This is a genomic window from Amphritea japonica ATCC BAA-1530, from assembly GCF_016592435.1.
GTDB lineage: Bacteria > Pseudomonadota > Gammaproteobacteria > Pseudomonadales > Balneatricaceae > Amphritea > Amphritea japonica.
In genome coordinates this window covers 791673-806488 of record NZ_AP014545.1, presented here as the reverse complement: position 1 = coordinate 806488, position 14816 = coordinate 791673, and the positions used below count along the sequence as shown (strand labels likewise).

The 14816-nt window shown below is 48.6% G+C and carries 15 protein-coding genes; 10 read left to right on the top strand and 5 right to left on the bottom strand.

Translation table 11 applies throughout. The features are described 5' to 3' along the window. Positions 1–561 carry a DinB family protein gene (locus AMJAP_RS03670; RefSeq protein ID WP_019622424.1) on the top strand — a complete coding sequence of 187 codons (561 nt, stop codon included), beginning with the start codon at positions 1–3 and terminating at the stop codon, positions 559–561. Between the two features lie 18 nt (positions 562–579). Continuing rightward, positions 580–1419, top strand: a complete 840-nt coding sequence (locus AMJAP_RS03665; protein ID WP_019622423.1) for an NRDE family protein — start codon at positions 580–582, stop codon at positions 1417–1419. Between the two features lie 43 nt (positions 1420–1462). On the opposite strand, the gene folX is transcribed toward AMJAP_RS03665, so the two are convergent. After that, complete coding sequence (gene folX, locus AMJAP_RS03660) at positions 1463–1840, bottom strand: dihydroneopterin triphosphate 2'-epimerase (protein ID WP_019622422.1); 378 nt, start codon at positions 1838–1840, stop codon at positions 1463–1465. 159 nt (positions 1841–1999) lie between these two features. On the opposite strand from folX, the gene AMJAP_RS03655 reads away from it, so the two are divergent. From AMJAP_RS03655 to AMJAP_RS03645, 3 genes are all read left to right on the top strand, one after another. Further along, positions 2000–2722, top strand: a complete 723-nt coding sequence (locus AMJAP_RS03655; protein ID WP_019622421.1) for an NAD(P)-dependent oxidoreductase — start codon at positions 2000–2002, stop codon at positions 2720–2722. 120 nt (positions 2723–2842) lie between these two features. Continuing rightward, complete coding sequence (locus AMJAP_RS03650; protein WP_019622420.1) at positions 2843–3394, top strand: VF530 family protein; 552 nt, start codon at positions 2843–2845, stop codon at positions 3392–3394. Between the two features lie 16 nt (positions 3395–3410). Further along, positions 3411–3824: a group II truncated hemoglobin gene (locus AMJAP_RS03645; protein WP_019622419.1), complete on the top strand. Its 414-nt coding sequence runs from the start codon at positions 3411–3413 to the stop codon at positions 3822–3824. 258 nt (positions 3825–4082) lie between these two features. On the opposite strand, the gene AMJAP_RS03640 is transcribed toward AMJAP_RS03645, so the two are convergent. The 4 genes from AMJAP_RS03640 to AMJAP_RS03625 form a co-directional block, all read right to left on the bottom strand. Continuing rightward, the gene (locus AMJAP_RS03640; protein WP_019622418.1) at positions 4083–4463 is read right to left on the bottom strand and encodes a RidA family protein; all 381 of its coding nucleotides are present in this window, start codon (positions 4461–4463) and stop codon (positions 4083–4085) included. 212 nt (positions 4464–4675) lie between these two features. Beyond that, positions 4676–6256: a BCCT family transporter gene (locus AMJAP_RS03635; protein ID WP_019622417.1), complete on the bottom strand. Its 1581-nt coding sequence runs from the start codon at positions 6254–6256 to the stop codon at positions 4676–4678. Between the two features lie 124 nt (positions 6257–6380). After that, the gene (locus tag AMJAP_RS03630; RefSeq protein ID WP_019622416.1) at positions 6381–7367 is read right to left on the bottom strand and encodes a dipeptidase; all 987 of its coding nucleotides are present in this window, start codon (positions 7365–7367) and stop codon (positions 6381–6383) included. A 40-nt stretch (positions 7368–7407) separates the two neighbouring features. Next, positions 7408–8853 (bottom strand): aldehyde dehydrogenase family protein, encoded by a 1446-nt coding sequence (locus AMJAP_RS03625; RefSeq protein ID WP_019622415.1) that lies wholly within the window; start codon positions 8851–8853, stop codon positions 7408–7410. A 115-nt stretch (positions 8854–8968) separates the two neighbouring features. Here AMJAP_RS03625 and AMJAP_RS03620 point away from each other — a divergent pair, with 115 nt between their 5' ends. From AMJAP_RS03620 to AMJAP_RS03600, 5 genes are all read left to right on the top strand, one after another. Then, positions 8969–9868, top strand: coding sequence for a LysR family transcriptional regulator (locus AMJAP_RS03620; protein WP_019622414.1), 900 nt, complete (start codon positions 8969–8971; stop codon positions 9866–9868). A 437-nt stretch (positions 9869–10305) separates the two neighbouring features. Then, a complete protein-coding gene (locus AMJAP_RS03615; protein WP_019622413.1) occupies positions 10306–12027 on the top strand; it encodes a hypothetical protein in 1722 nt (573 codons plus the stop codon). Next, positions 12027–12776 (top strand): DUF3726 domain-containing protein, encoded by a 750-nt coding sequence (locus tag AMJAP_RS03610; protein ID WP_019622412.1) that lies wholly within the window; start codon positions 12027–12029, stop codon positions 12774–12776. Before AMJAP_RS03615 ends, AMJAP_RS03610 begins: the two co-directional genes overlap by 1 nt. Before the next feature lie 350 nt (positions 12777–13126). After that, positions 13127–13873, top strand: a complete 747-nt coding sequence (locus AMJAP_RS03605; RefSeq protein ID WP_019622411.1) for a sulfite exporter TauE/SafE family protein — start codon at positions 13127–13129, stop codon at positions 13871–13873. An 80-nt stretch (positions 13874–13953) separates the two neighbouring features. After that, positions 13954–14784: a DUF817 domain-containing protein gene (locus tag AMJAP_RS03600; protein WP_019622410.1), complete on the top strand. Its 831-nt coding sequence runs from the start codon at positions 13954–13956 to the stop codon at positions 14782–14784. The last annotated feature ends 32 nt before the right edge of the window (positions 14785–14816 follow it).

Genomic DNA, 14816 nt, shown 5'->3' with positions numbered 1-14816 from the left:
ATGGAAAAAATGATCAGTAGTACTGTGAATATCCTGGATCAACTACAGGATTTCATCAGCAGCATAGACGCCGCAACCTATCAGGCAAGTCACAAACCGATGTTTGACAGCAGCATCGGCCAACATCTGCGCCATATCCTCGATATGTTTCAGGCCCTGATTCAGAATAGCGATGCATCGGTCATAAACTACGACATTCGTCAGCGCGGTATCCCACTGGAAACCATCCAGCAGGAAGGTATTGTCGCGTTAGACAGTGTGCGGCAATGGCTAACGGGCTTAACGACTGCTGACCTTCAACGTAACGTTACAATACTAACTGAGGTGGATATTGACGAGCAGTTCAGCGTTCAGCTCTCATCCTCTTTTGGCCGTGAACTGGCATTTGCATCAACCCATGCGATCCATCACCTGGCGCTCATGGCCACTATTGCAAAAGTGCTGGGCTGCCAGGTTGATGCTCAATACGGTACAGCGCCTGCTACCGCTACTTATCTGCGTTCTTTAGCGGCAGAAGCGGAACTTACGACACAACCTGAAGCGTCCGCACAGCCGGCATAAGCTCAAAGGAATCGCCGCATGTGCACAGTAAGCTGGTTAGTTGATTCTGATGGTTATCAGTTATTCTTTAACCGTGACGAACAACGCAGTCGTAGCCGGGCACTGGCTCCCCAGCCATTGCAACAGACAGACTGCAAAGTCTTGATGCCGATCGACCCGGATGGCGGAGGCAGCTGGATCTCGGTAAATGACCAGGGTCTTAGCTTGTGCTTACTGAATTTTTATCAGGGTAAGATGCCAGAAGGCGTATTAAAAAGCCGCGGCCAGTTACTCAAGTCTTTATCGGCCTTACCAACACAGCCTGACATCGCGACTGAGCTCAGTATGGCCAACCTACACCAGTACGCTCCGTTCACCCTGCTAACCTTTGCATTAGATCAGCAACCCCAGGGCTTTCAATGGGACGGTAAAACCTTGTTAATCCTAAGCATTAAAAGCCCGATGACATCCTCATCAGTTGCGTTTGATGCTGTATATTCAGCCCGTCAGCACAACTTCGCCCGCTTAGGCCACGTACCCGATGCCAATCAGTTGCTGGCTTTCCATCAAAGCCACCAATCGGCGAATCCGACAGGTAAACATAGTCTGTCAGATAAATATCAGAGTGAAGAAAATGGCCAGGCAATACAGGGAGAACTGTCCGTTTGCATGCACCGGGACGATGCCAGGACAGTCAGTTTAAGTTACATCGAAGTGACTCTTGAAAAAGCGACCTTTAATTACCTGGATGGCTCACCTTGTGCACACCAGTTAACAAGTATCGAAGCGCTCAGAAAGACCGCAGAGCAAAGCAGCCTGTATCGGGTATCAAAGGGGTTTAATCCAGTCGTCCCTAACCCACAAGAAGCCCTGGCCTGAAGCTCTGATTACCGTTTGAATTAATATATACGCGGCTCAGCTCTTAGTGATCCTGACAACAATGCTTTTCTAATGTCAGTGAGACTGAGTCGGCGAAGCGCAATGCATGAGGTTTATCAATAGTCACACTCGCAAAGCTAACCCAGGGGTGCGCAGTAGCGATATCCAGCACATCCCCCACCAGCTTTTCCAGTAGTAGAAAATGCCCTTCCTCTACATGCTGGATGATCTCTTTACACACCACCTTATAGTTCAGCGCCTTCTCCACATCATCGGTGATAGCCGCTTTCTCCGCCGGATAATGGATCTCGATATTAATCACCACATCCTGCAGTTTCTCCCGCTCTTCCGGGTTGAAACCGATATAGGTGCGCAGACGCAGATTAGTGATACGGATGATGGCATTACTGACACTCGGCATTGGCAGTCCTTTTATGTTGTGTGGCTCAGTTGTTTTTGTAGTCTATCAGAAGAAAACGTTAGCACATCGTTGACAATAAAAGCATATCCGACTGCCATCAAACTCGTGCATAATACTTTAAATGAGAGTCATTCAAACTAGCTTTATCGGGATAATCGTATGACAACCCTCGTTGTAGGTGCAAGTGGAGAAACAGGTCGATTATTGGTTGAACAACTACTTAATCGGGGCGAGCTGGTAAGAATTATCGTCCGTTCAGGCTCTAATCTGCCAGAGGCTGTCAGAAACCACCCTAATCTGAGCATTACTCAGGCCAGCATCACCGAGATGAACGACACTGATTTAACCCAGCTGGTAACAGGCTGCGAAGCGGTGGCCTCCTGCCTGGGGCATACCTTGAGCCTCAAGGGGATCTATGGACAACCCCGCCGACTGGTGACTGATACAGCTCGTCGCATATGCTCTGTCATACAGGAAAACACCTCTGAACAACCTGTAAAGTATGTACTGATGAATACCACAGGTAATAAAAACCGGGATCTTAAAGAGCCTACCTCTTTTCGCCATAACGCTGTCATTGGGTTATTACGCCTATTACTACCGCCCCATGTGGACAACGAAAAAGCTGCTAATTTTCTTCGCACTGAGATCGGTCAGAATCACCCGGCCATTGAGTGGGTTGCTGTCCGCCCCGATGGCTTGATTGATAACCCCGACGTAAGCGAATACGACCTGCATCCATCACCAATCCGGGACCCCATATTTAATTCGGGGCAGACCAGCCGCATTAATGTTGCTCACTTTATGGCGACGTTAATTAACGACGCCGATAGTTGGACTCGCTGGCAAGGACAGATGCCGGTAATTTATAACCGCAGCTAAACTTTTAATGATGAGATCGGTTCCAATCGACACTCTGCTATATTTTGTATGTGCTGTGACAGGTATGATGGCGCTTCGTACACTTTATTCGATATTTTAGACCCTTTGCCGGACACGATTATGACTGATGAAATCAATTACAAGAACAACCCACTACACGGTCTGGGTTTAAAAGAGCTGTTGACGCAAATAGTCGAGCATTACGGCTTTGATATCTTGTACGCCTATCTGAACATCAACTGCTTTAAGACCAACCCCAGCATTGAGTCCAGCGTGAAGTTTCTCAAGAAAACAGAGTGGGCACGGGAAAAAGTAGAACAGTTCTATCTGTATAAATTTAAAAACCTGCCAAGAGTTTCATCCGAGCAGTTTGCCCTGTCACCCCGAGATCGTATTATGCCTGAGGGACAAACGCCGCGAGATCCTGTCGAGCTAAGCCTTGAAGATGCCGAGGTAGAACGCGAGCAGAAAGCTAAAAAGGCCGCTGAGTTCAGCAAAAGTAACCGCAATAACTCTGGCAAAAGCTATGGTGCGAAACGTGGCGGCTATTCCAGCAGGCAGGAAGACGCGCGCGATAAACAAGATCGCTGGAAATCTGAACGCAAAACTTCCGCTTCTCAAAGCTCCTCATCTGATAACGATGATGATCCATGGGCAAAGTGGAGAAAATAAGGCCACTGACCTATTTATGAATTCCACAAACAACCGATACGGCGAAGGCGACAACTCCTATAAAGCAGCTGGCGAACTGGCCGGTCTGACTCTACTGGTCAACGACTTCTACGACATTATGGATGACATTCCGGAATCTAAACGAATCCGGGATATGCACCCTAACGACCTGAGCGAATCCAGAAAGAAGCTAATCTATTTCCTGTCTGGCTGGCTTGGCGGCCCCAGACGCTACGCCGAAACCTTCGGCCCCATCAGCATCCCCGCCTCCCACAGCCACCTGGATATCGGCCACAGCGAAAGCGACGCCTGGATCCTCTGCATGCAAAAAGCAGTTGAACTGCAACCTTATGATGCATTGTTTAAAGAATACCTGATCACCCAGCTACGGGTACCTGCCGAACGGATCAGAATCGTTTGTAATAGATAGTTCGTATCTTATATTGGATCGCAGTTTAGCTAATCGCAAGATGTTGAATCACTAGCGGCTAGAAACACCCAACTCTACTCGCAATCTTTCCTTACAAAAAAAGGCGTATCGATTACTCGATACGCCTGAGAGCCAAAGGCAAGGGACAACCTGGAATAAAGCACTAAAACCAAAAGGCTTTTTCTAGCAAGGAAAACGCAGTTTTCCATCTAGCCACTAGCAGGAGCCGAAGGCTCCGTTCTAGCTACTGTCGCGTAATTAAGCAGCCGGAACGGTGGCGTATGCGACGATCTCACAAAGCATCTCTTCACGCGCCAGACCGGCAACGATCATCGCTGCACGGTTCGGGTACGGTGCTTCAAAGTAGTCAGCGTAAACTTTATTGAATACTGGTAACTGGGAACGGTCTGTTACGTAGATCAGTACCTGAGTCACATCAGCCATCGTCAGCTCAGCGGCTTCAATCGTGTGCTTAAAGTTCTCCATGGTCTGACGCGCCTGGGCCTCGATACCACCCTCAACAACCTGACCTTCAGCATTGATTGGAATCTGTGCAGTCGACAACTGGCCATTAGCGATAACCGCCCATTCCAGTGGAGCCTTAGAGGCAAACAGTTCAGTCTTTACAGCTTGTTTCATAGTCATTCACTTATAAAAATAGAAAAATATTTAAAACATTGTCACCACAGAGAACTCGGAGCACACAGAGGAAAATTAAAAACTACTTAAAGGCGCCTTATACAGTAGCCTGATTAGTAGCGTTTTTCTCAATGCCCTCTGTGTTCTCTGTGGTAATCATTTCTCAAAACAAAAGAGCAGCGACAATCGCCGCTGCTCTTTTCAACCTTGATTTACAGTCCCTGCTCGTCGGCCATCTTGCGGGCGATCTGTGGTGCCGTCCAAAGCGAGGGCAACAAGACTAGCGATACCGGTACCGCCGTCACGACGATAAAGGATTGCAGCGCAGAGATACCGCCTGATCCGATTGAGATCAACAGCGCAGCAACAACACCCATCATGATGCCCCAGAAAACACGGACAAACGCCTGAGGATGGTCAGTACCGGTCATTACCATGGATACAGCGTAAGTCATGGAGTCACCGGTAGTTGCCACAAAGATAGTGGTCAGAATCAGGAACAGAACCGAAATCATAAAGCCCATCGGCAGCTGTTCTGTAATTGCCAGTAGCGCAGCCGGTAGGTTAAAGCCAGTGAATGGCTCGGATATTACACCCGGTGTTGCCAGCTCGTATGCCAGACCGCTACCACCCACGATAGTAAACCAGAAGCAGGTAATAATCGGTGCGACCACTGAGATCAGCAGTACCATTTCACGGATAGTGCGGCCTTTAGATATGCGGGCAACAAACATCGCCATCAAAGGACCGTAACCCAGGAACCAGCCCCAGAAGAACACAGTCCACCAGTCCAACCAGCCAGGACTAGAACGGAAAGTCGCCATCGGAATAAACTGATCCAGATAGATACCGAAAGAGTGTAGGTAGCCATCAATAATGAATGCGGTTGGTCCGAAGATCAGGATAAACGCCATCAGGATAACAGCCAGAATCACGTTAGCCCGGCTGAGGATCTGGATACCTTTGGTCACACCGCTTACCGCAGAGATCGTGTAGATACCGATCAAACCGACCAGAATCATTACCTGAGTCGCGTAGGTATTAGGGATACCGAACAGTTTCTCCAGACCAAAGCTCACTTGCAGTCCCAGAAAACCGATCGGGCCTACCGTACCGGCAACCACCGCCAGAACACAGCTTGAATCAACAATTGCACCCAACGGGCCGGTCATAACCTTGTCACCAAATACCGGATACAACAATGTACGCGGCTTAAGCGGCAGACCTTTCTCATAATGCAGATACATGAATACGATGCCGGTCAGACTACCCAGAATCGCCCAGGCCAGGAAGCCCCAGTGCATGAAGCTCTGCGCTAATGCGTTGTAAGCCGCATCAATAGTACCGGCTTCAGTACCTGAAAATAGCGGTGGTGCTGAAGTAAAGTGCGCCATTGGCTCAGCTGCCGCCCAGAACACACCGCCACCCGCAAGCAGGGTACACATGATCACCGAGATCCACTGGAACGTTGGCATTTCAGGCGCTTTAACACCACCTAATACAACGGAACCGGTACGACCGATAGTCAGGAAAAGGCCGATAACAAAAGTTAACAGCAGCAGAATTTGCCAGTAAGCGCCAAAGTATTTTGTCGAGGTAGCAAATGCACTGTTAACCCAGCCAGACATCATTTCAATGTCATATAGGGCAAAGGCTGCGAACAGCACCAGTACACCACCACTGATTAGGAATACTGGCAGATCTACGCCTGCCAATAGCTTGTTGTCGGCCATAGAAGCCTCTTGATTGGCTGACTGTTGCCCGGCAACAGCAGCTTGGGTTGTGTTACTCATTTTAGTCTCCTGACGGATCTTTATATTTATTAGTTATCAGGTAAATCTATGGTGCATGCCGGACTCTCATTGGCCTGCACCATAAAGGGTTATAAAACTATTCATCGGGATTACAGCGCTGAATTCAGCGAGCCTTCAGCCCTTCATCTAAAAAGTTGAGCCAGTTCAGACCCATGATCTTTGCCACCTCTTCATCGCTGAAGCCCCGCGCCTGCAGACCATCTGTCAGATTCGGAAAATCACGACTATCACGGAACCATGACAGTGGACGTGGCCAGTCAGCATTTGCCTTAGAGCCTTCGCCATAGTCCATAGCTTTCGACCAGCGACCATTGCGCATCCATTCCAGAATCGACAAGGGTTGTTCCTGGCACAGATCGGTACCAATCCCGATCTGATCGATCCCCATCAGGTCAGCAGTGCTGGCCACCATGTCGCAGAAATCTTCCAGGGTACAATCCGGGCCGTTCTTAAGATGGAACGGATACAGACTGAAGCCCAGCAGACCGCCAGATTCACCCAGTGCTTTCAGTACTTTGTCAGACTTATTACGCTTGGCTTCATGGAAGCTCAATGGGTTCGCATGGGAGATAACAATCGGACGTTCAGAAATCTCGATCGCGTCGAGCGTACTGCGCTCACCGCTGTGGCTCATATCCACAATCATGCCGACCCGGTTCATCTCTTTGATCGCCTGGCGACCAAAGCGGGTTACACCGCTATCTTCAGCTTCATAGCAACCGCAAGCCAACAGACTCTGATTGTTATAGGTCAGCTGCATGATCATCAGGTTCAGCTCACGCATCACCTCGACCATGCCGATATCATCCTCAATCGGCGAGCAGTTCTGAGCGCCGAACATGATGCCCACTTTACCCAGCTGCTTCGCCAGACGAATATCATCCGCGCTTCTGACCGGCATGATCAGATCGCTGTTCATCTCAAAGTGACGATTCCACTCAGAGATACGCATCAAAGTTTCACGAATCTGCTCGTGGTAAACGATGGTGGCATGCACCATCGTTACACCACCTTCGCGCAGCTGTTCGAAGATCTTGCGGTTCCAGTTGGAGTACTGGAGCCCGTCAATTACGATCATTTCGTTATGCATAGCAATACCTCCAGACCTAAGCTCGTAAATAAATAAAGCGTTAAGCGCTGATGTAGGTTGTCTTCACAACGGTGTAGAACTCTTTGGCATAAGTTCCCTGTTCACGTGGTCCAAAGCTGGAATCTTTACGCCCACCGAATGGAACGTGGTAATCGGTACCGGCCGTTGGCAGGTTAACCATCACACAACCTGTTTTGGCATTACGTTTGAAGTCAGTTGCATATTTCAGAGACTGTGTGCAGATACCGCCGGTCAGACCGAAGTTTGTATCATTCAGCGTCGCCAGTGCTTCATCGTAATCTTTAACCTTGATAATGCAGGCGATCGGTGCAAACGCTTCTTCACGGTTGATAGTCATCGCGTTAGTTGTTTCAGTGAACAACGCTGGCTGCATGTAGTAACCTTCGGTCTCTTCGGTTAGCACCTCGCCACCACAGACCAGCCTGCCACCTTCGCTCTTAGCCGTTTCCAGGTATTGCAGGTTCTGCTCCATCTGGCGGGCATCAGCAACTGCACCGATATTTACACCAGCCTTCATCGGATGACCGACAACCAGCTTCTTCATACGCTCAACCATCGCCTCAACGAAACGATCGTGAATTCCTTCGGTCACAATCAAACGGGAAGACGCAGTACACTTCTGACCCGTACCGCCGAAAGCACCACCTACGGCACACTCAACAGCGTTAGCCAGATCAGCATCATCCAGTACAACCAGCGCGTTCTTGCTACCCATTTCTAACTGGCACTTAACCAGATTTACCGCTGTTGCAGCCGCTACTTTGCGGCCTGTATCCAGCGAACCGGTAAAGGTCAGCGCATTAATACCGCGGGAATTAATCAGTACATCACCGACTTCAGCACCCGGACCCATCACCAGGTTCATAGTGCCTGCAGGTAATCCCTGACGAGAGATAATTTCAGTCAAAGCCCAAGCAGATGCTGGCACCTGGTTAGCAGGCTTCCAAACTACCGCGTTACCGAATGCCAGTGCCGGTGCAATTTTCCATGCGCCGGTAGCCGTCGGGAAGTTCCACGGAGTGATGATGCCTACAACGCCTACTGGCTCACGACGGGTTTCAATTTCGATGCCCGGACGAACTGATTCAGCGGTTTCACCCATCTGACGCAGTACTTCAGCAGCGTAGTAATGGAAGAACTGACCGGAGCGATAAGTTTCACCTACCCCTTCAGCCAGTGTCTTGCCCTCTTCACGTGCCAGTAATTCACCCAACTCATCTTTACGGGCGATTAGCTCATCACCGATCGCCATCAATACAGAATAACGCTGTTCCAGACCACTCTTCTGCCACTCAATCTGGCCGACTGCTGCTGCAGCGATAGCCGCTTCCGTCTGAGCTTTATCAGCCTGAGCATATTGGCCGATCACATCGCTGATATCAGCAGGGCTGATGTTTGCCACGCTGCCTTTGTTACCTTCGACCCACTCACCTGCAATGTAATTTTGAAAAACTGAATCAGACATTTTTGACCTCCTGCATGTATATGGATCAATCATAGACTTCGTGCTTTAATAATAAAAATTAATAAATAATATTCCGCGATAAGATTTTCTTATCTAGATATTTCAGAGGTGCATCATGCTGCCAGAGTTTAAGATTGCTCAACTGCGTCACTTTGTCTGGGTTGCCGAGCTAAAAGGCTTTCACGCTGCCGCAGAGAAAGCTCATCGCACCCAGCCCGCCATCTCTCTCTCAATTCGTGATCTGGAAAATAAACTCGGGGAATCACTCTTTGAAAAGCGCAACGCCAAGACCGCCAAAACAGAACTGACACCTTTCGGTCAGTATTTCCTGCCAAAAGCCAAAGAGCTTATCGAACATCACGATCGGATTTCGCAGGACATGACGCTGCTGGCAGAGCACAAGACCGGCCACCTGCGCCTGGCTTCCGTGCCTTCCATTGCCAGCCAGGTATTGCCCGAGCTATTACTGGAGTTCGTCAACGACACACCTGAGCTGCATATCAGCTTCTTTGACGATAACTCCGATGCGGTCTATCGAATGGTTGAGAATCAACAGGTAGATTTCGGTATCGCCCATCTGTTTCATGAACAGGAGCACAGCGATAAAACCTTTATCCCTATATGGGAAGATCAGATCGGCGTCGTCTGCCCCAAAGATCACCCACTAGCTGCACATGAAGAGCTTCACTGGAAGGAACTGCGCAAGCACCGCCTGATCGGAAACGGCACCTCCCGTCTATTAGAGGACAGTGAAGCACGACCACTGCTGGGCCACTCTCAATTCTATATCTCTAACATGATTTCACTGATTGCTATGTTGGAAGCTGGCTTTGGTGTGACAACACTGCCCCGCTATGCAGTGCCAAAAGAGAGCGATACCCTGTGCTTTATTCCACTAAGCACACCCGTCGTAACCCGCCGTATCGGCATCGTAAAGCTGACTAATAAATCACTGACTCCACCGGCACAGGCTTTAGTCGATTTCATTCTGGCACGCAGTAATTCAGGAAAATAACAGCAAAAAATAAAAAACATTCACCCCTAACAACCTGTTCTACAGGCCTACACCTATAGAAAAAATAATAGTTTGCGGTGTTTTGATAAGTTTCTCTTATTAGCCGATATAACCTTCTGATTTGTGTGCTCTCCGCTTTTTACCCCATGATAAGTGGTATACCGGAAGGGCAGCCAATCAGATTTTTATGCACCCTCAGATCTGAGCCATACTTAACTCAATTGCGTATGGGACAGCTTCACCCTTCCTCGTATAGCTCTGCATATAACCATTACAACCGAAACCAGCAGAGCAAATAAAAAAGAGGTTTCGAACATATCTATGCTGTTGTCGGTCATTAAGCGCCGAACTTATAAACGATGTATAGAGAACGTTTGAAAGTGTTACACAATAGCTTTCATGCTGTCTCAAGTAGCTATTTAACGAGGATAATAATAATGACCACGCCAGCTGCTATAAAAGCTGCCCTGAGAGGCGACAACGCACTACCGCTACGGCCAATCAATCAGGTAATGGACCTGGAACGATTAGGCGCCATTCACCAGAGCCGGCTGAGTTTTATGCGTACTTTGGTACGCCGGATTATGCGTGAGCGGTGGCAGATAGAACCCGCTCGCTTTGAGCTGGACGAACAAGGCTATGGCACCGTAGTCTACGAAATCAACACTCCAAACAAACTATACAGTTTTGTATTATTTTCCGATTATCTGTCTCCAGACGAACGAAACGATCGGGTCATTGCTACCAAGTGGGACCTGACTATGGCCCTGGTTGATGGTGAAGTTGATGATCTTTATCTGGAAAAACTACGTCAGAACGTGCCTAAACAAGAAGCCGGAAGAGTTGATGCCCGGGTATTTGTTCTGTCACGTGCCAACCGTAGTGCCCGTAACTTTGACTATGTTGTTGATCAGCTGGCCAACAGCAAACAGCCAGATGTGGCACAGATTGCTAAAGTCGGTTATCTGTACCGGACCACCGCCGTATACGGCAGCGGAAAACTGGGTATGGCCGACTGGGAAAAAGTAGCCAGCCGTCATGCCGACTTTGCCCGCCCCTTTGCAGCGGAGATGTTTGTCTGCTTAATGCTGCGTAACTTCAGCCTGCTACAGGCAGAACATATCGCCCAACACAAAGCGCCGGAAAGCTATAACCCGATGCTGCCTGAGATCAAACGTTTCTTCGGTATTGGCAACTCAACCGGTCTGGGCATGGCCCCTTATCTGATCAACCATCCGTTATTGATCAACCAATGGGTGGAGATGCGAGAGCTGGCACTGGCAAGGGTCCGCGTATTAGGCAATATCAATCATCGCATCCAACAGCAGTTCCCTGAATTACTGGAACGCTGCGCAGTCCATACCGCAGAAACCGTAACCGAAGATGATTGGCAAACAGCCAACAACCAACAGGTACTGAAAGATCTGGACGCGATTCGCGAACATACCCGAAACGGCTTCGACAGCTGGGAAACCTTATTGCAGTGGAGTGAGAAGAACTGCTCGCTACAGGGACAGGAAATGCTGGTGTCTGTGATGCTGGAACTCTATCCAGAGTTGGTCGACGACCTGGAAGATTATCATACGGCAGAAGAGTTTCAGGATCTTGATCCGATAATGCCACTACAAGAATTAAAGCAAGTGATCGAAGACCGCTATCAATGGGCACTCAGTTTCGACTTCGCAGCTGAAGGCGCCAAAGATACGTTCTGGTACCGTTCTGAGGAGAAGATGGAGCCGCGTCTGGGTAATGCCCGTGACGAAGATGGTAAAGATAAAGAGATGGCTCTGGGTGTCGCTTATGCCGTACGCAGATGCTACGACCAGCTCTCTGAATATATGGCAGAGAACCCAGAACACAGCACTGCCCGCTTTATGGTTGCACAACCCAAGCTTCGTGGAATCGTACGTCGTATTCAAAGCATGAATCGCTGTATCTACGGTGATATTCAGGCAAACCTGTTGGATCGTGAAATCCTACCGATGCACCTTTTGCGTGCCAAACTGGCATTCTTTGGTGTCGGTAAGTTTGATCCACGATCCAAACTCTGGGTTCGTAACACGATGTTCCAGGGCGCTCCGCTTCTGGAAGATATAGGCAAAACATTCAACGACGACTGGTTTATGCCTCTGGCACCACAGCAGCAAGGAGAATTCTGATGCATGTCTCTATGATCGAACTAAAAGCCGCTCTGCGACGCTGCTTTGAAGCCACTGGTTACTTTGTAGGTAACTATGAAGATGCTGCTAATATGATTCTATGGCTGGAAAAGCACGGACTTAACGGTCTGAGCGAATTAGAACGGGCATTACCTTTTATCGGCGAAGACAGCACAAAAGAGGCAAGCTCTGTTATCTATGAAGACAGCACATCAGCAATTATCGATAGCAACGGCCGCAGCGCATTAAACTGTATTGCAGCCTCTGTCGATCTGGCACATGCTAAGGCGCTGGAGAATGGGATTGCAACCGTGACGGTACATAACTGTCATAACCGGATGTTTATTCTCAAAGCACTGACCGATTGCGGTCGTCGGGGCATCAGTGTTGCAGCCTACTGGCAGAACGGTAGCCAAACGGTTACCGAGCATACCGCTGCCATCAAAGCCGGTGAACGTTACCCGAGTTATAGCGAAGCCACGACCACGCTGTCTTCTAATGAAGAAGATAAGCAGGCACTGACTATTATCTGTAGCTCCCGCGTCGACCTCACTTCGTCTCTGCAGCGCTCAAAAGGCAACCAGAATGCGCGCTATATCAGTGCTAAGCAGGTTGAATTGAACAAAGAATACAGCGTTGATAACGGTATCGATATCGATGAAGCGCTCTGGGCTCAAATCAACAAAATCGGTGAAGGCGTACTGGTCGAGAACAACGAGCGGTCCCGCCAGGGCGCAGGTGGCCGCTGAGGTTAGCAATTAATCACCACAAAAATTAGGTGCTATCGGTACTATAGAGGTGTAGCGATATCACTTGATACAAACGACCCTGCTTCTGGTTAGCACCACCGGAAACGGGGTCTTTTTTTACATACACGACGGCAGTAAATAAAACCTTCTCAGATTAATACAGCCAGACGTCGCTACGTGACTTACTGGACGGGAACTTCGTTCCCTTGCTAGTCGCTAGATGCTTTTCTTTATTCGCACAGTAGTATTCATAACAATAAACGTTGTAGGCTGAATTTCTGCTAGTGCCATTTTGAGCTGCGGGGTATGCTCCAGGCTCGCCTAGCCACTATTACGGACTCTATTCCTACATGCTCTACACCCAACCCGAACTCCTGGCATTGCTGATTGTGACCTGCGGTATCGTCATGCAAACCTGGTTTGGCATCGGCTTTGGTTTAGTTGCGGCCCCACTGCTTTTTCTGATCAACCCTTCCTATGTGCCCGGCCCAGTTCTGATTCTGGGGACTAGCTTATCGGTTCTGGTCGTATCAAGGCTGACCCTGATGAAAAATCAAGGCGAGTTAAGTTGGCGCAGAATAACCCCGGCAATCATCGCTCGTCTGCCCGGCGCATGGTTTGGGGCGCTGCTACTAGTCTCTATTCCCGCCTGGAGCCTGAGCCTGCTATTTGGTATCACACTCCTATTAGCTGTGTTACTGACCTGGAAAGTTTTTCGAGTACAGACAACAAAGCTCAGCCTGATCATTGCAGGATTCTTCTCAGGATTGATCGGCACGGCAACCTCAGTGGGTGGCCCACCCATGGCGCTGGTGTATCAGGAACAAAACCGCATCACCATCCGTAACGAACTCGCCGCGTTCTTTATGATCGGCACACCCTTCTCTATCCTCGCCTTAGTTCAGCAAGGAAATATCGATGCGGATATAGCGATGCTTAGCCTGAAAATGCTACCCGGCGTATTGATCGGTTTTTGGCTGGCCCATAAAGTCGATGGGAAAATTCGCGCCGATAGCGCTAAACCGGTATTGCTTACCGTATCGGCCGTATCGGCGATTTTTGTTATTTATAAAGGTTTCACGGGTTGGCTTGGATAAGTTGCTAGACGTCGCTTCTCAACTTGCTCGTGGCTCGACAAGGCTTCGCCGCTTGCTCGATAAAAAAAGAGATTCATCAATTGAAGATAAAAACCTTTACTCATGAACTATGGCTTTTTGGCCTAAAACAAGCGAACGCCTGTATATTTGGTGGTTTTCTCCTGGCGGTGATGATTGCAACCAGCTTCTGGTATCCGCTAGATAGTATCCATCGCTATGATTTCATCTTCTTGTCAGCCATCGCTTTTCAAGTTTTTCTATTGGCTTTCAAATTTGAAACAGCTCGAGAGTCTGTTGTTATTATTGTTTTTCATCTCGTTGCCACAATTATGGAGCTATTTAAAACATCAGATGCCATTGGTTCATGGACCTACCCTGAAGCCTATTTTTTTGGCATCGGCAACGTGCCCCTGTTCACCGGATTTATGTATAGCGCCGTAGGAAGTTACATCGCCAGAGTCTGGCGCATCTTTGAGTTTGAGTACTCTTATTACCCGCCCAGGCTGGCAACTATTTTGCTGGTTAGCTTAATTTATGCGAACTTCTTTACCCATCACTATATATGGGACCTGAGATGGGTACTCTTGGCTGCCACAATACTTCTTTTTTATAAGACAGACATCTACTTCAGGGTTATCAATACACACCGCAAAATGCCAATCCTGCTCGGATGGTTTCTGGTGGCCCTATTCATCTGGTTTGCTGAAAACATTGCCACTTACACCAACGTCTGGATCTACCCAAATCAGGCCGATGAATGGCAGATGGTATCAATAGCAAAACTCAGCTCCTGGTTCTTACTGATGCTGCTGAGTTTTGTCTTAGTCTCAATCATTAACAATATTCAAATACGTAAAGCCGTAGCTAAAAAAGCGGTAATAGCTGTATCACTAAATGATACTGATCATTAACAAAAAACCGCCTTACGGCGGTTTTAAAAGTA